This window comes from Spongiactinospora rosea (genome assembly GCF_003315795.1).
In the GTDB taxonomy this organism is placed as follows: Bacteria; Actinomycetota; Actinomycetes; order Streptosporangiales; family Streptosporangiaceae; genus Spongiactinospora; species Spongiactinospora rosea.
The window spans coordinates 11997-29649 of the sequence record NZ_QMEY01000032.1 but is presented as its reverse complement, the minus strand read 5'-3'; the positions used below and the strand labels follow the sequence as shown (position 1 = coordinate 29649).

Here is a 17653-nt window from a genome sequence, read left to right as displayed (position 1 = left end):
GCGTGCGGAAAGCATCAGCCGCTACGCCGCGATGCGGTGCTGCGCGAGCTTGCTCATCACGACCTGGTTGGCCTCCCAGCCGTCGGGGAACTTCGCCGGCACTGACAGGTGCACGGGGTCGGTCGAAGGATGGCTGTCCAGGAGGTCGACGATGCCTTCGCGTGCGACGACGATACATGCTTGTCGGTGCCGGGACGTGAGCACGCACAGCCGTCCGGCTTCCAGGTGAAATGAGGTTGCGTCCCGGCGGCCGGACAGCGGGTGCACGACGATGACGACCTCGTATTCCCGGCCCTGCAGCCGGTTGGCCGTGTCGACGGCCACCCGTGACAGAGCTGGGTTGCCGGTCCTGGCGAGTGTGGTCCGGACCAGGTCGGCTTGGTCGCGGTGGGCGACGCCGATGGCGATGTCGGTGGCGTCCAGGAACCGGCCACCGGGATACCGCTCGCAGGTGGCGAGGGTTCCGCGCTCCAGTATTCGGGTGGCTAGTCGTGTGGCCGCCAGAAGGGTCTCGGCGTCAGTGCGTGGGACATGGCGGCGCGGCAACTCGTGTAGCGCCCACCCGGTGGTAAACGCCATTGCCAGGGTCTCATCCAGATCGGTGTTGCCGAAGGCGGCTGTATGGAACTCCAGGATGCGCGTTCCAGGGCTGGTGCCCGCAGTGAAGCCCGTGAACGGGTAGAACGCCTCTGAGATAGTGGGTGCGGCGGTGGATGGCAGGCGCCATGACAGTGGCAGCCGATGCTCAGGGATGCCCCGATTGTGGGCCAGCATCACTGAGACGCCGTTGAGTGTCGGGTCGTGCGGCAGGCCGATCCACCGCTCCGTGCCGACCATCGTGAACGGGTCCAACTGTCCGGGATCGCCGACGAACAAGCCGCGCTCGAAACGCTCGACGATCTGCAGCAGAGTGTCGGAGCGCATCTGGTAGGACTCGTCGAGGATCGCCCAGTCGAACGTTCCTTCGCGGACGGTGGCCCACTTGGCCGACGTACCGACGATGATCTCGCAGCCCTTCAAGTCGGACAAGGTGGCACCGACGAACGTGTTCGCTGGTTCGCTCACCTCTGGCAGGGGAGTGTACCCGCTTTTGCTGAGTCGTCCGATGGATAGGCTTGGGTGTGCGGCGGCTAGCCGCACGACAAGGTCGTCGATCTGGTTGTTGGTCTGGGCGACGACGATCGGGCGTTCGCCGCCGCCGACCAGATCTCCGGCGGCGCGGACCACGAGGGTGCTCTTGCCTGCCCCCGGCGGGGAGTCGACGACCACCGCCTTGTGCCTACTGTCGGACAGGTCGGCCAAGATCTCCGTGATGGCCGCGTCGGCCCTGGCAGCCGCATCGGTCTCAGTCATCATCGCCCCATTCCTCTGTGGCGGCTTCCTGCAATTCGTCAGAGTCATCGGTCGCGGCGGCGTGCGTCCACGGAACCCGGTCGTTGTCTGGGAACACCGGTGCGGGCCGCCAACCGGGGTCGGGAAGGTAGGCGAGCTGCTGGCCCTCAGCGGGAACGGTTCCCGGCTTCGGAACGAGGCCGCGGCCCATGCCGCTAACGACCTCGACGGTAACCAGGCTCGTGTCCCCGTCGGGGACCGTCGAGATGATGAGCGCCCGATGGCTCGCCGGCATGGACGGGCTGATCAGCTTGGTGCCGGGGGCCAGCCGCGTAGGGTCCTGGGTACGGACGGTGATCAGCGGCCTGGGCACCCGCCTGCCCTTGTCCGTGGTGACAAACCGGCCGGGCTCGCCCGCCACCACCGTCCCGGCGAATGCCTCTCCGACGCTGCGCCGGTCAGCCAGCACATACGGGTCGTCGAACGCCATGTCCACCTCAAAGTCCGCCAAAGCCCGCTCCAGCCGGCTCAGGCGCCTGGCCGCGCCGATTGGGGTGTCCTGCTTGCGTTGCGGCAAGCCGCTGGCGTCCTGGTAGTCGGAGAACGCAGTAAAGGACACGCGGTCGCGTTCGAAACGCGCCGCGGCCCGCGGCGCCTCGGGGACGCCGCGCAGCAGGGAGATCGCCTGCCACATCAATCGCCACGTGGGCTTGAGCTGATCGGCGAGCAGCTCCCGCAGTTCGTCCTCTGCTGCAGCCTTCGCTTGTGGATCGGCCGTGTCGAACCGCTTGATCGCCGGTTCTAGATAGTATCTGTCGAAGCTCGGAGCCGTGGCAGGACCCGCAGGCGGGCAAACGTCAGGATTCTCCGCATCGGCCATGGCTTGTGCCACGCTCAGACCGTCGGGTGGAGCGATCCATGCCATCAGCGAGGCAAGGTTCTGGTCTTCCAGCACGCTCTGGCCGGTGGCCCAATGCTCGCTGAGCATACCGGTGACCGGCAGCAACATCGAGGTGCCTGCCTGCTCGGCCGACTCCACCAGGAACGTCAGCCACATGCCGAGCCGCGGAACGATGTCCGCCACGCGGTAAGGGCCTGTGGTCGCGCGGAACCGGCATGCCCGGCCAAGGTCTGCCAGAGCTTTGACCCCGCCGGGATTGGGAACCAGGACCTGAGGGGCATCGGTGTAGTAAGAGGCGACCTCCTGACCTCGAGAAGTGCTCGTACGGCGCTCGCGGCGGCAGTGGTCGATATAGCTCATCACGATCCCGCCGAGCTCGGCGGCGAAGGCGACGCGCTGGGTCCGGCTGCGCGGCTGCGCGACGACCAGCAGCTTCGGTGACCTCTTGGCGGAGCCGACCATCGCCGCGAGCGGCGCTCCTGCCTCTCCCGCCATGACCAGCGGCACGATCACCAGGGGATGGTCGGACAGGAACCGGTGGCGGAACTCGGTCAGTGGTACCGCGGCCATCGCCTCCATCGCCTCCAGACGTGCCAGCGCGGACACTCTGCTCACGTCGTAGCTCCCGGTGTTCCGAGGGTGGAACGCAGCTCGGCACGTAAGCGGGCGGCGTGCCGCAAGGAGGCGGCGATCTCGACCTGCTCGTCGTTCGGCTGCAGCTCTCCGCGTGCCAGGCCTAAGGCCATGGTGACGGTGTCGATGCCGCCGAGCTGCTCGCGCACCACTGGCCCGAGCACGTCCAGCGACCCGCCGTCGCGCGCTCGGGCCCGGCAGTAGAAGGCCATCTCACAGTGGTTCAGGCAGTCCGGCCGGTAAGCCGCCGGCACTTGGTCCAGGGCTTCGACGAGCTCGCTGGCCGGTCGCGGCGCCCCGGCCTCGCCGACAAGGTCGAAGGTGAGGTCGTCAGGCAGCACGGCGAGCAGGTCGCCGATGCGCTCGATGCGTGCTAGCTGCCTGGTCAGGGTGGACACTTGCTTGCGGGCGTCGACGAATGCCGCGGTCGGGCGATTGGTGAAGTCTTTGGGCGCCACCAGCACGATCGTCTCGGAAACCGCCTCCGGGCCGATGCCAGCCTCGGCGAGCATCGCGCGTAGCGCGATGATGTACGCGCAGGCCTGCGTTGTGGCTGCCCGCACCTTCGCGGGGTCGGCGCGCGTGTCGATGATCGGAAAGCTCTTGATCTCCACCACGTGAAAACGGTCTCCAACACGGAATGCCACCAGGTCCGGCTCCAGAAACGCGGCGTGCCCACCGACCCGGAGCAGCAGCATCGGGTGGTCGTACAGGGTGCCGTCGCCCAGCCCCTGAGCGGCCCGAACAAGCAGCTGCTTGGTGCGGGCGTGGCGGATCTCTGGCCGGCCGTCGCCGCCGACGTCGTTCAGATCCTGGTAGCCCACCTCCGGCAGGGGCAACTGCAGGATCTCGCGCAGAACCCGCAGCAGCTCCGCGCAGCCGTTGGCCTTCACCATCGCCTCGAAGGAGTCGCCGCGAGTGATTGCGAAGGGAGACTGGCCGAAGGGCAGCTCGTAGCCGGCGTGCTTGGCGATGTCGTTCTTGTTGGAGCCGGAGGCGTCCAGGACAGCGCGTAGGGTGCAGCGCGGGTTGTTCTCCAGCGCGGCCAGTGACCTGGCGCTGTAGGTCAGGCGCGGCGCGGAGCCGCGCAGCACGTCCAAGCGTGCGTCGACTGCTGCATTCACGGTGTGGGGATCCTCATGAGAAGACGGGATCTTGTGGAAGAAAATCAGGTCTAAGCCTGCAGACGTTTGACGTTCCGCAGGGGCGTGCCGAACAGCTGCGAATCCTCACCGAGACGCTTGCGAGCCCGCCGCGCAGCCTCGGCCCGGGTGGCACGGTCCGCGTCGCTGTGAACGTTCAGCTCAGCTCGAGCCGCGGCGATCACCAGGTGCGGGTCGGGCACGGCGTCGTGGACGGTCTGTCCGACAGGCGTCGCCCCAGGTATATTCACAGCGAATCGCCAGAGTAGCCGCCGCGCTGCCGCGCTAGGCCCTGTTTCCGACGATCTGGCTACGGTGTGTATCGTCTCGGCGATGCGCATCGCGGCGGTGAGGAAGTCGACACGCGGGGACAGCGGGCCGATGACGCGCTGTTCCAGTGACCACGTACTGATCGTGATCAGGGCCCGCGCCGGGGTCAGCAGGTCATGGGTCAGCGCGGGGCACAGATAGTACGGCCGGGCACCGGGCGCCGACCGGTAGGACCGCTCCTCGTCGCGGCGCAGGCTGGACAGCTTGGCAGCGGACAGTTCACCAGGGAAGAACGCCTCGTGGACGCTCACGATCAGCTTCGGCGCTGCCGGGATTCCTAACAGCACCAGCGCACGATGCACGTGCTCGCGTGCCGGCAACATCGAGCCCTGCGCACCGCCGGGCACCGGGCCAGAGCCCACCGTCGGTGGGGTGGGGGGCACGTCAGTGTCGATGAGCGCGTCCCATGCCCGTTCGGCGCGGCGGAGCTGAGCGCGCAACTCACTGGCGCGCTCCATGTCGCCGGCTGCGGAGGCGTCGCGGATCGCGCGGCGCAGGACGCTGATGCTCTTCTCCAGTGCGTCCAGCGGATCACTCATGGCTCAACGGTACCAGGGTTCCCGAAGCTTCCAGATTTTCTCCAGAGTTTGAGGTACGGTCGGCTACATCTACTCCTCCGCCCGTGTGGCTGCGCGACTCGTGCTGTCCTGCGGGCTCTTCCCCCTGGAGACTCCCGTGATGGGACGTGTGTTCCACACCTCCGACTGGCATCTTGGCCGCCAGCTCGGCCGTCACCGGCGCGACAACGAGTTCGACGCCGTCCTGGACGAGATCATCGAGATCGCCACCGACTTCGCCCCCGACGTGATCGTGCATAGCGGCGACCTGTTCGACGGCCCACGCCCGGGCCTAGACGACATGCGCCGCGCCGCCCAAGCGCTGCGCCGCCTCGAGGCGATCGCGCCGACAGTGGTGGTGGCAGGCAATCACGACACCGCCCATGTGCTGGCATTCCTGCAGTTCGTCCTTAGCGATATGGGTAACCGGGAGGAGGACCAGGTCCAGGTGCGGTTCGCCACCGACGCTCGCCCCAGCGGACTGCTGATGGCCGAGTACCCAGGCGCGGGGGGTGAGCTGACCCTGCGGGTTGGCGCGCTTCCGTACTTGCACCCCAACAGGTTCGCCTACGACTTCGTCGACCCCGCCATGGTGACAGCCGCGTACGCCCAGCGGATGCGTGCCGTCCAGGCCGATGTCTACCACCGGCTGGCGGTAGGGCGTTCTGCACGCGACATCCTGGTCTTCGCCGCCCACCTGTTCGTCGAAGGCGCCATGCCCTCCTACTCCGAGCGGCGCTTCTCCATCGAAGCCGACTACGCGATCGCCACCGCCGACCTTCCCGCGGTCGACTACGGCGCCCTCGGCCACATCCACAAACCGCAGCCCGTCGCCCGCGCCGGATTCCCCGCCCACTACGCGGGCAGCCCGCTACAACTGGACTTCGGCGAGACCCGTGACATCAAGAGCGTCGTCCTGGCGGAGATCGCTCCGGGGCACGCGCCGCGCATCGAACTCGTACCGCTCGACTCCGGCCGCCGCCTGATCCGTCTAGAGGGCACCCTCGAGGAGATCGCGCACCGTGCGGGCAGTGTCGGCGACGCCTGGGTGAAAGCGGTAGTGAACGTCGACGCCTCAACCTCGTCCCTGGCGGACACCATCGCGAAGATGCTGCCGGCGGCGACCGTCGTCGCCATCGAAGAACGCCGTCCCGAGTCGGCGGGCCGCCTCCTGGATCGCGATGTCACCGTCCAGGAACTTCCTGGCGTCGATGACCTCCTTCGCGACTACCTGCCCAGCCGCGGTATAACCGGCCTGGCCCTGGACTGTGCCATGGAAACCTTCGTCCAGCTGCGGGCCGAATCGGACCTTGAGGATCCCGCACCGTGCTGCGAGGAGACGCTGCTGACCGCCGCGCTCGCGTGCGAGCAGGAGGTTGGCCGATGAGACTGCTGCAACTGTCTCTGACCGGGCTCCGCAGTTACCCCGCCCCTGTCACCATCGACTTCACCGGCAAGAGCCTGGTCGCGGCGCTCGGTGATACCGGCGCAGGGAAGACCAGCCTCCTCGACGCCATCACTTACGCGTTGTTCCGCACGACTTCCTGGGAGACCAGAGAAGCCCGGCAGCGCATCGCCGACGGTGCCCAGGCCATGAGCGTGGAGCTCACGTTCATACAGGGCGCCCAGCACTGGCACGTGCAGCGCACCCTACACGTCACCAACCCGAACGCGGCCCGGCACCACCTGAGGAACCTCCACACCGGCGAGGAACTCGACAACGCCGTCAAGGTCGACGAGCGCATCAAAGCCATCCTCCAGATGGGATACAAGACCTTCATGCGCGTCGGCCTGCTCGCGCAGGGTAGGTTCGACCAGCTCCTCACCGCGGGCCAGACCGAGCGGAGTAGGCGGCTGCGGGAACTGTTCGGCATCGAGTCCCTGGAATCCGTCCAGAAACTGGCCGGTAGCCGGTACATCACACTCCAGTCGCTGATAGGCGCTGCGGAAGGCAAACGCACCACCATGCCACTGGACCCGCGGCAGGCCGCGACGGCTGCGGGTGCGGCCGCCGACGCCGCCGAGGCTCGTGCCGCGTTTCTCAACACCGCCATCGATCGCATCTCGGCTCTACAGACCGAAGCCGTCCGGGCTCGCAGCATGGCGGAGACGGCCGCCACCGCAGCCGAGGATTTGTCGGCACGGGGGGTGGCCAACGCCGATGCCGTACTGCACGGCCTCGAGCCCATCGCCGCCGATATCGCGGCACGTCGCGACCTCCTGAATCGGCGCGGCCACGATGCAGTACGGGCGGAGGAGCAGCTGACCAAGGCGATCGCCGACGCCGGCGATGAAGAGCTCCGCAGGTCCGCCGTGATTCTCGAAGACCTCGCAGCGCGAGCCGAAGAGCATCGCGGCGAGCGTGACCGGCTCGCCAAGTTGAACAGGCGACTTGCTACGGACGGCGCTGCCATCGCCGCAGCAGAATCGGATTTGGCCACACGAGCTGCCAACGCTGAACCCCTGGCACACGCCGCCGAGGATGCTGCGGAAACGAGCAAGAGGGTCCGGACGAGCGCGGCCATCGCCCGGCCCCTAGTGGCCCTCGCCGCCACGGCGGCCCGCGCCGTCGCCGGTGCCGCGCTCAAGTACGCCACCGCGGTCGGCACCTGTGAGACCGCCCGCCACAACATCGGAATCCTGGAAGGAAACGCTCTCGCCATCAAGGAACGCGCCGCAATCGCTGCGAGGCAGCTTGACACGCTCCTTCTTCGTGACCAGGCAGCCGGGCTCGCCGCCGGATTGCACCCCGGCGACGGCTGTCCCGTGTGCAAACAGAGCGTCCCTGCCGACTTCACGCCCACATCCGAGAGCTACGCCGCGGAGCTGCACAGCGCCAAAGAGCGGCTACGCGAGGCCACAGTGGCGCAGGACGAGATCTTCGGACAGCTCGTCCAAGCACGCGCAGCCTTGACCACGGCCGACCAGGCCAAGCTCGACCGCGAAAGGGATCACCAGCGTGCCTTGCAGGACGTCCAGGAGGCTCAGATAAAGGCGGCGGCCGCCCTGAAGGACTTCGCGGCTCTGGTCCTGGAGGCCGAGGGAGACTTCGACGCCGAATCAGCGACAGAGAGGCTCACTACCGCCGACGACCAACAGCACATCACGACGATCACCGAGGTGATCACGGTGTGCGAACTGGAGGCCACCGCCGTCGCCGACCGGAAGCAGACCGACGCCCTCAGACATACTGCAAGGCTCGAAGCCGCCCGAGAAGCGCTCGAAAACCAAAAGGACAGGCACCAGCAGGCGATCGAAGACGCCAACACAGCCTCCGACCGACACTCGGGCGCTGTAGGCCGTCTCGCCGCAGACTTGCAGGCACTGCCGGTACACATCCAGGCGATGCTGCCCGAGGAAGCGATCGAGGTCCGAGCCGACGCCGCGGCAGCAGCGGCCACCACTGTCGCCACTCACCTGTCCGAGATCCAGCGCCTCGTCGAACAGCTTGAAACCGTACGAGAGGAGAAGGCCGAGGTCCTCACCCAGCAGCGAGCACTGGACCACGAGGCGCGCACCACTATGGAACAGCCGCTCGACAAGCTGCACGCAGCCCTGAACGACTGGGCGCAGGCCGTCGAGGAGGCGATCAATCACCTTGGCACACGGAGACGGCACCGCAGGCCGCAGGCTCCTGCCGATTATGGGATCGCTGGAATCCGCTTGTTCGCCACCGAGCTGTCGAAGATCGCTGAGACGCTCGGCTGCGAACTCGGCCAGGCGTCCGCCATCGGTACAGCTCGGGCCGACGCAGCGTTGTCCAACCTGCGCGAGAAGGCCGCCGAGGTCGCCGACGTAGACGGCTTCCAGCCCAGCGACCTGACGGTCCCCCATCTGCTGCACCCCCTCGTAGCTGCGGCGGCGAAAGCCGCCGCAGAGGCAGAAGGTCAACGTAGAGAGCAACACAGGGCAGAACGCCTGATCAAGCCCGCAGCCGACCTGGACGCTGCCATCGCTGCAGGGAAAGCCCGCTGCAGCGCGCTGGAACTGCTGCGCAAAGAACTCGTCGACGCCAAGTTTCTCGGCCACCTCACCATGCTGCGCACACGGGCACTGCTAGGCGTGGCGAGCGACCTTCTCGGACAGCTGACCGACCAGCGGTTCGGCTTCGCCGACGGGTTCGAAATCATCAGTAGAGGTTCCGGCGTCGTCCATCACCCTAACCGGCTGTCCGGCGGGGAGAAGTTCCTGGCCTCGCTCGCTCTCGCGCTGGCACTCGCCGAACTGCACTCACGCAGCGGCCCGCGACTGGGATCGCTTTTCCTCGACGAAGGCTTCGCGACCCTCGACACCACGGCGCTGGAATCGGCACTGGACGTGCTGCGCTCCCAGGTCGGGGGTGACCGGCTCGTCATGGTGATCAGCCACCTGCATGCCGTCGCCGAAGGCGTCGATGACGTCCTGTGGGTGGAGAACGGGCCCGCTGGTTCCACAGCGCGATGGATGACCCAGGCGGAACGCGACGAGCTGGTACAGGCAGATCTGTCCAGCGGATTGCAGACGCTGGCGTAACCAGTTGAAGAGGAGGGGAGGAATCCAGATGTCGGAAGCGCATAGGCCCGGTCGGGATACGTTGGGCTTGTCCACGCGAGTGAAGGCGCTGGCCGTTGCCGATCCGGTCCTCGACCTGGAACGCCGCAAGTCACTGCTCACGTCACGGGACTGGGGCGGCTACCAGATGGAGGAACTCGCGCTCACCGCCATCGACACCGTCACGCTGAAGATGGACTTCGAGGACGGTGCCCGTCACGAGGACGTCGTGGCAGCGGTGATTCGTGTAGCAGAGCTCCAGATGCCCACCCGCAGCCTCGACCAACACACCGATGTGGCGCGCTGGATCCTGGACAGCCTGGTGAACGTCGGGACGGTCGATCGCGACTTCAGCCACATGTACGGCCTCGTATGGGACGGCACTTACGTCTCGCACGAGTTCTCCTTCAAGCTGTTGCGAGAGGTCGTCGGCCCCGATGGCCGACCACGACTTCGCGCTTCCAACGAGGCGATCGCGGTGCTAGTCGGCGCGGTGGACATCGACATCGCTTCCGAGCAGGTGGCAGCGGACGCCAAGCTGGAGGCGCTCGTGAGGCGTGGACGGCTGGCCGACGCCCACCGCGCGGCAGAGATGGCGTTGCGTCGCACGGTGCAGTACGCCGAGTACATCCGTACTCGGCTGGAGGGGATGCGCAGGGACGTGCGCTCGGTGGACTGGGTCCGTGACGTGCGGCGGACCCAGGCGGAGGCGCTGGAGCACATTGAGGACCGAATAAACGCCGAGAGCGTCATCAAGGACAACCTGATCCAGATGATGGACAACAGCACGGAGGAGGCCACCCCGGCTCAGGCTGCTGAGCTGATCGCAATTCTCGAGGAATGCTTGCGCAGGCACGCGATGCTGCAGGCGAACCTCCAGGAGGTGGGTGAGAGGTTTCGCGCGGAACAGGAGCGGCAGATTTTCGTACCCCCGCCGAGCCGGTCCTACGTCGATCTCGACCGCCAGCTCCTTGAACCGGTGCTAGAGCTGTCAGTAAGACAGGCACTTCCGCTGCTGGAGGGGTTCGCCAGCGCGGCGACACCGCCGCGCCGGCCCGCCGTCGTCTACCTTCCGGATTTGATCACGGGCCTGATGACGCTGCCTGACGAACGGGATAGTGAAGACGGCCTGATCACCGAGCCGGAGTTCGGTGAAGCCGACGACGACCCAGCCTTCTCCGAGGAGCAGTACGCGGCTGTCGAATCGCTGCTGGCGCATGCCGACGGCATCCGGTTGTCCGCGCTGCTGAAGGCGGTACGCCGTGCCGCCCACTGCAAAACCGACCGGCTGCTGGCTCTGCAGGTGCTGGCTCTGTTTGGGGCGCCACGCTACGACGCCGAGCACTGTATGACGCTGGCCGCGGTGGCGGACGACGAGGAACTGGACGACGAGGTCTTCGCCGGAAACGACCTTCTGGTGGTACGCGGCTTGATCGCGGACAGTCTGGAGAGATAAGCATGAGCAATTTCGAGGACCTGGCTGCGGCCTGCAGGCTGGTCTCCTTCGGCTTTCAGCCCGGGCTGACGCCCCGGCGCAGCGTCGAGTACGCCACCCTGGTGAGTCGGTACCGTGCCGATGCCGCGTTCGCCCAGCTGCTGCACGCTGCCGCGCGCGGCTTCGACCTGACCGTCATCGCGGTGGACCCGCGGGCTGGGCTCGTGTTCGGGACTACGCCTGAGACGCAGTTCGCCGCTAGCGTCATCGACCACATCAAACAGGTCGCCGACCGCCCGATCGCCGCGCTGGCGCACCTAGCCATAGCCGCGCTCGCTTACTACCGGCCAGAAGACCTCGACGATGAGGCCCATGTCGGCCGGGTCACGATCCGTCACGTCGATGAGATGGTGGAGCAGGCGGCCAAGGAACTGGAACATCGTGCGGCCGAGACCGGCGAGGACGACGGAGTTCCGGCCGGTCAGCCAGATCTCGTGCAGCTGTGGCGTTACCACCAGCGGCGCAACCCGGTGGCTCCCACCGAAGACGCGCGAGCCCATTCCAAGAGCAGACATGCGATCACCAAGCGCGTCGCCGAGTACCTGGCCGACAACGGTATGCTGCGGCGCGCAGGCAACGAGAACGGCGGCACCTATACCACCACGGCCCGATACCAGATCCAGGTACGAGAACTGGCCGGGCAGCAGATGCTCGGCGAATTGGCCGCGCTCGGGGTCGCCGTCGGCTTGGACGGCAAGCCAACGTTCCACAGCCCGGGCGGCGAGGCCCCCGCTTCGACCGAGTCAGGAGGTTGATCCAGCGATGTATGAGCTGAACCGGGTCCGCCTCTACAATATCGGCCCGAGCAGCGCCCGCTACGACGATGTTGTGCTGGACCTGTCCGACGGCGGTCCGCCGATCGCGGCCCGTACCCTGATCCCGTCACCCGGCCAGGTGTTCCGGCGTCCGGCTCCGGCGACCCTGCTGGTGCTGGAGAATGGCGGCGGCAAGTCCGTGTTCATCCGGATGCTGCTGTCCACGGTGCTTCCCGAACGCCAGTCCCGTAAGGGCCGTGAGGCGTTGCGCGCCTATGTGGTGTCCGCGGCAGCTCCCTCCCACGTGGCGCTGGAATGGGTCAATGTCCGGACCGGTGAGACGCTGGTGACCGGCCAAGTACTGTCCCCCCTCGCGGACGGCAAGCCCGATCGGATGTTCTACTCCTTCAACCCTGGAGAAGACGTTACTCTGGCCAGCCTGCCATTCGCCGAAGGCCAGCGGCGGCTCCCGATGAACGCCTTCCACGACGCACTCAAGCGCCTTGACGCTGCGGATAAGTCGCTGCACGTGGAGATCGAGAGGCGGCAGGGCGAATGGGAGAACCATCTGCGCCGACTCGGTCTGGAGCCGGATCTCTTCGCGGTGCAGCAGGCGATGAACGTCGACGAAGGCGACGCGGCCGAGGCGTTCAAGACCACCACGGGCCGCCAGTTCGTCGAGTGGCTGCTGAGCAAGGCGCTGGATGCGGAGAACTACATCGAAATGGGCAAGGCCTTTGCCAAATACGCCGGCAACATCGGGCGACGCGAGCAGTTGTTGCTGGACCGCGACTTCTCTACCGCCACCGCGGCAGTCGCGCATCGCCTCGCCACCCGGCGCGCCGAACAGGTGACGGCGGCCAAGGACGCTCAGATTTCGGCGGCGGCCCTGGCACAGCTCACGGCTGAGCTCAGGGAGACCGTCCAGCGCGCCAAGGACGCGCTGCCCGCCCATGAGGCAGACGTGAAGACCGCGAGGCAGAACGCCGAGGTTCGGCAGCAGGCTCGCGACCAGGCCGACCTGGTCCATAAAGAGGTATGGCGAAGGACCCTGGCCTTGCGTCGTGACGAGGCGTGTGCCAAGGCTCAGGAGGTCGAGCGGCAGCTTGCTCGCGACCGCACGGAGCTAGCCGCCTGGACGCTGGTCCCCAACCTGTTGAAGACCGCTGCCGCACGCGAGAAGTACCAAGTCGCCAGCGAACTACTGGATACTGCCGAGCAGGCCGCAGGAGCCGCACAGCTCCGCCGTGACCGAGCCGGAGCCACCTTCGGAAGCGCCCTTCACCGCGCCGTGGAGCGCTGCACCGCCCAGGCGAACGACCTGGCAGGCAAAAGCGCGAAGGCTAAGGCAGGCGCTGCAGCAGCCGAACGCCGCGCGGGCGAGGACGAGCGGCAGGCCACCTCGAACACCGTACGCGCCGAGCTCCTGACCAAGCAGGTCAAGGACGTGGATCGCCGCGTGGAGGCCGCGCGGGATCAGGGCATTCTGGAGGAAGGCGAGAGTGTCCGCGAAGCGGATGCCAGGCTACGCTCCAAAGCCAAGGAGAGCACGACCAGGGCGGCGCGGTATCGTGAAGCCGACAACCAGCTCAAGTTGGAGCTCCGCAAGCTCGAGGATGCCGCACGCCAGCTGATCGAGCCTGAGATGGAGGCACGCCAGGCAGTCGAGATCGCGGTCCGCGCGGTTGAGAGCATGGAAGGCGTGGCACGGGCACTCGCAGCAGAGACGTTGTTGCGCGAACTCGCCGAACTCCGCGACGACGAGGAGGTCCCCGGCCGCGATCCAGCCTTGTGGTTGGAGACGAACGCCTCTGCGCTCGGCAACCTTGCCGCTGCTGCGCAGAGATCGGCCGAGGACCGGCTGGACGCGTTGACCGCGGACAACAAGGCAGACCAGCGGCTGATCGAAGCGCTCATCGCCGAGGACGAAGCGCTCATGCCGCCGCGCCCGGCGGTCGAGGACCTGCTACGGGTGCTGTCAGACCACAAGGTCGCCGCGACAGCGGGCTGGCGGGCGCTGGAGCAGCTGGTGAATCCTCGCCTGCATACCGAGATTATCCAAGCCCGCCCCGCCCTGGTCGATGGCATCATCGTGGCCGACCAACTGACCCTGGACAAGGCACGGGCGGTGCTCGCCGAGGTACGCCCGCTGCCACCAGCAGCGGTGCTCGTCACCACCGCAGCGTCGTTCGAGGGGAGCGCAGAGGAGACCGAGAACGGGTTCGTCGTGGAGCCGACACCCGCTTTGCACGACCTGGAGGCCGCCGCCGCGCTGCAGGAGCAGGCACGCGCCCGCATCCAGGGCCGCGCCGCCGCTCTCCGCGAACTGGCCGAGCTCCGGAAAGCCGCATTCGAGCTCAATCACAGGCTTGGTGAGTGGCTTCGCGAACATCCGGCAGCCGATGTGGAGCGCTTGCGCTCGGAGGCACAAGCGGCGTCGGTCGCCGCGGCTGAGGCCAAGTCCCTGCTGGACACGGCCCGCGACAGGTACGCACGAGCCGCTGACGCTGTCGACCAGCACGCCCAGGTAGTGATAGAGGCCGAAGAGACCGCAGCTGACGATGTCCGCACCGCCGAGTCCTTCGAACAGCTCACAGCGGACGCCGCCGCCGCCGACAAGGATCGTCTGGAGATCGCCAGGCTCGAAGCAGAGGCCGTGGGATATCGTGACGCGGCCCAGGAGTTCCGCGAGCAAGCCGAGCGATCCCGCGACCGGGCCACCGAATACGCGGTGCAAGCCGAGTCGTTCCGCCGCGACGCCGCCGCGTACGCCGACCGGATCAAGAAGGTTGTTCACGGCAACGAGCCGTTCGGCCAGGTCACGGACGAAGCCGACCTCGCCGCGCTGGAGATCTCCTACGAGCAGGCTGAATCCGCCTTCCTCGCTGTAGAGGTGGGCCAGGATCTGCGACAGCGCGTCAATGACGCGCAGCGGGAGATCTCCTCTCTTGAGGCGGAGCTGCTCAACGAACCGGCTGTCATCCGGGCTCGTGCAGAAGCGCTGGCCGCATCCCCGGACGCGGGAAGCTCCGCGTCTCTCGAGGCCGCGAAGCGGAGACTCAAGCGCACGGTGGCAACTCTGGAAGGCGAGTACGGCAAGCTGAGCGAGCAGGTCATTCACCTGCAAGCGCAGACATCCTCGGCAGGCCAGCGTAACGGAGCGCCGTGGACCAGCCTCGACGACGACTGGGCACCGTCGAGCTCCGACGAAGGCGCGGCGCTCACTGAACGAGCCATCGGCGTACTCGCCGAGGCCGACGAACTGCTCAAGACGGCGTTCGAGCTGAAACTGGCTGCTGAGCGCCGGCTCCACAAGGCCGAGGCCACCGCACGCGAGATGGCCGTCGTCCAACGCAGCCTCGCCTCCGACGTCCGCAAGCTGGACCTCCCGCCCGTCTCAGGACCGTTCGCGGGAACCGCCGACGAGGCGCAGCAAGCCGCGGACAAGGCGACCGAGGCGTACAGTAAAGCGTCCGATCACCTTCGGGATGTGGACCGAGCCGTGGACGACGCCGTCATGGACTTCCGTGAAACCGCTAACCAGAACCGGTTCGGCAAGCTCAAGGCGCCGATCTACAAGCAGGTCACCGAAATCGACAAGGCATCGCTGACCGCACGCGCCGGCGAATGGGCAGCCGAGCTCACCGGGCGGGCGGCGAGCCTGACCACCGATCTCGAGGACTCGGACCGCCATCGGAAGCTACTCATCGACCAGCTGAAGCATCACACCAGCGAGGCGCTGGCTCTGCTGGAGAAGGCTGAGCGGCTATCGCGGCTGCCCGAGAGCGCCGGCGTATGGGCCGGTCGCCGGATCTTGAAGATCGGCTTCGCCAAGCCGGAACCGCAGACCCTGGTCGTGCGGATCGCCGAAGCCCTAGACGAGAACGCTCGCATTCAGCCGAGCCAGGCAGGCCGGGACCTCGTGCTGCGCTGCGTCGGGGCCGCGGTGCCACGTGACTTCAAAGTGGAGATTCTCAAGCCCGATGCCGCGGGCCGTGCCGAGTACGCGTCAATCAGCGAAATGGGCAAGATCTTCTCCGGTGGGCAGGAGCTCACCGGCGCGATCATGCTGTACTGCACGCTGGCCGCCCTGCGCAGCAGCACACGGACGGGAGCCCGCACCGGCAGCGGGTTGGGCGGGATGCTGATCCTGGACAATCCGATCGGCAAGGCCAGCGCCGACTACCTGCTAAGCCTGCAGATGAACATGGCCATGGCGCTGGGCGTCCAGCTGATCTACACCACAGGGAACATGGAGGATCGAGTACTGGCTACCTTCCCGCTGTGTATCCGGCTGCGAAACGACGCCGACCAGCGTACGGGGATAGGGCACCTCCATGTCACCGGCCGGATCTCCGCCGCGCGGCTGCTGGTGAAACCACGCGAGCACGAAACCGGCGACGAGACCCGGCAAGAAGGCGACACTCAGTGAGCGGCGGCGAGGAGGCTGATGAGCGACCGCTCTCGCAATCGGCGGCTATCCTCTCGGCCACCTTGAACGCGATGGCAGAGCGCCGCGTCGAGCAGGCCGGGATTCTCGCGGCTTTCGTCGCCGCCTGCCCTGGAACGGCGGGTACCACCCAGGCTCGCCTTGTCCTTTCCGCACTCCTAGATGAGCTCGCCGACCACCACCTTGCAGAACTGCCGCGAGGCCGCAATGGGTGGGATGACGCGCTCCCGCCACTCCCACGCTGGCTCCGCCTGCCGCCGCAGCCGAAGCAGGACACTCGGCACCCCCGCGCACCGTCGATGGCCGTCTGGCGCCGTGAGCTCGCCTGGGCCGCCGCGGACTCGCTGTCCTCAGCGCAACTCGACGTCCTCAAGACGGTCAACCGGTGGCTGCGCGACACCGACGGGGACGATGAACGGCGGACCGTCGTCCCGATGCGCGAGCGCTCCCTGGAGATCTTCGGTGATGAGAAGCGCCTCGACGCGCTCACGGCCACCACCTTGTTCGCACCCGGCCGCCTCACCCTGGCCACCCTGGCCGCCGAGCGCATCCCTCCTCCCTTGGCGTACGAACGTGTCGGCCCAGGCAGCATCGTTCTGGTGATCGAGAACAGCGACTCCTTCACCACCCTCAGCACGCTGCTGGAGCACCGCTGCGGGCAGGTCGGATACGTGGCGTTTGGCGGCGGGCACGCCTTCGAGGCATCCGTCGCGCGGATCAGCAGGCTGGCTGGCGTGACCGACATCGCCTATTACGGCGACCTCGACGAGGACGGGCTCACGATCCCGCAGCGAGCCAACGTGACCGCCGCGGCGCTGGGACTTCCACCGGTCCGTCCTGCTGCGGGCCTTTACCGCCTTCTTGTCGGCCAGGACGTCCGTGGATTGGCGCCGAAGAAGATCGACCCGATCGTCGCCGAGCGGCGCGTTGCGTGGCTTCCCGAAACCATCCGTGGCCAAGCGGCCAACGTCATCGTCGCAGGGAATCGGCTCGCCCAGGAGGCCACGGGAACAGTGCTGTTACGCCGCAATGGTTCATGGCGTAGCGATCTGTAATGTTTTCAGCTATGTGGGGCTGCCGTATTCCATCTCTTTTCGGCTAACAGCGTCCCCGAGGTCCCGAACGGCCACAATTAGCAGCGGCCAGTGCAACATCGCCTAGGTTTCATCGGCCCTTCGACGCCTGATCAGTCCGGTGGTGTGCATGTTCGCGGCAGGTCTGCGTTGACTACCTGACCGAGAGAGAAGGTGACAGGGGTGGGCTACCTCAGCGCTTCCGGTAAGACGAGGCCCGTTTCCGGGAGTACAGGCGTTCGTGGCAGGCATAGGTTTGTGGTTGCTCGATGGTTGCTCGCGTGCATGCGATACGGCACGGCAGCTGTAGTCACGGCCTGGCACTTCTATGGAGTCAGACGTGTCCTGAAGGCCACGAAGCGGTACGTCCTGGCAGAGTGTGGCAGTGATCAAGGGCGCTTTTAATCTGTAGGTTCAGGGTTCGAGCCCCTGGCGCCCCACCACCCCCACCCCAT

At 67.0% G+C, this 17653-nt stretch carries 10 protein-coding genes; 6 read left to right on the top strand and 4 right to left on the bottom strand.

Annotated elements, in window-relative coordinates; genetic code table 11:
- Window positions 1-21: 21 nt before the first annotated feature.
- The 4 genes from DP939_RS40115 to DP939_RS40100 are packed head-to-tail and all read right to left on the bottom strand — an operon-like array spanning window position 22 to window position 4877.
- Window positions 22-1356, bottom strand: a complete 1335-nt coding sequence (locus DP939_RS40115; RefSeq protein ID WP_113986083.1) for an AAA domain-containing protein — start codon at window positions 1354-1356, stop codon at window positions 22-24.
- Window positions 1346-2848 (bottom strand): hypothetical protein, encoded by a 1503-nt coding sequence (locus DP939_RS40110; protein ID WP_113986082.1) that lies wholly within the window; start codon window positions 2846-2848, stop codon window positions 1346-1348. Before DP939_RS40110 ends, DP939_RS40115 begins: the two co-directional genes overlap by 11 nt.
- A complete protein-coding gene (locus DP939_RS40105; protein ID WP_113986081.1) occupies window positions 2845-3990 on the bottom strand; it encodes a hypothetical protein in 1146 nt (381 codons plus the stop codon). Before DP939_RS40105 ends, DP939_RS40110 begins: the two co-directional genes overlap by 4 nt.
- Before the next feature lie 50 nt (window positions 3991-4040).
- The gene (locus DP939_RS40100; protein ID WP_113986080.1) at window positions 4041-4877 is read right to left on the bottom strand and encodes a hypothetical protein; all 837 of its coding nucleotides are present in this window, start codon (window positions 4875-4877) and stop codon (window positions 4041-4043) included.
- 139 nt (window positions 4878-5016) lie between these two features.
- On the opposite strand from DP939_RS40100, the gene DP939_RS40095 reads away from it, so the two are divergent.
- The 6 genes from DP939_RS40095 to DP939_RS40070 all read left to right on the top strand — a co-directional run bounded on the left by DP939_RS40095 (window position 5017) and on the right by DP939_RS40070 (window position 17180).
- Entirely contained in the window at window positions 5017-6282 is a 1266-nt protein-coding gene (locus DP939_RS40095) for a metallophosphoesterase family protein (RefSeq protein ID WP_199565728.1), read from the top strand.
- Window positions 6279-9407, top strand: a complete 3129-nt coding sequence (locus tag DP939_RS40090) for an AAA family ATPase (RefSeq protein WP_113986078.1) — start codon at window positions 6279-6281, stop codon at window positions 9405-9407. The genes DP939_RS40095 and DP939_RS40090 overlap by 4 nt, the downstream gene beginning before the upstream one ends.
- A 79-nt stretch (window positions 9408-9486) precedes the next feature.
- The gene (locus DP939_RS40085) at window positions 9487-10881 is read left to right on the top strand and encodes a hypothetical protein (protein ID WP_199565727.1); all 1395 of its coding nucleotides are present in this window, start codon (window positions 9487-9489) and stop codon (window positions 10879-10881) included.
- 2 nt (window positions 10882-10883) lie between these two features.
- Window positions 10884-11675: a hypothetical protein gene (locus tag DP939_RS40080; RefSeq protein ID WP_113986076.1), complete on the top strand. Its 792-nt coding sequence runs from the start codon at window positions 10884-10886 to the stop codon at window positions 11673-11675.
- Between the two features lie 7 nt (window positions 11676-11682).
- Window positions 11683-16107, top strand: a complete 4425-nt coding sequence (locus DP939_RS40075; RefSeq protein WP_113986075.1) for a coiled-coil domain-containing protein — start codon at window positions 11683-11685, stop codon at window positions 16105-16107.
- Complete coding sequence (locus tag DP939_RS40070) at window positions 16104-17180, top strand: Wadjet anti-phage system protein JetD domain-containing protein (protein ID WP_199565726.1); 1077 nt, start codon at window positions 16104-16106, stop codon at window positions 17178-17180. The genes DP939_RS40075 and DP939_RS40070 overlap by 4 nt, the downstream gene beginning before the upstream one ends.
- Window positions 17181-17653 lie beyond the last annotated feature (473 nt).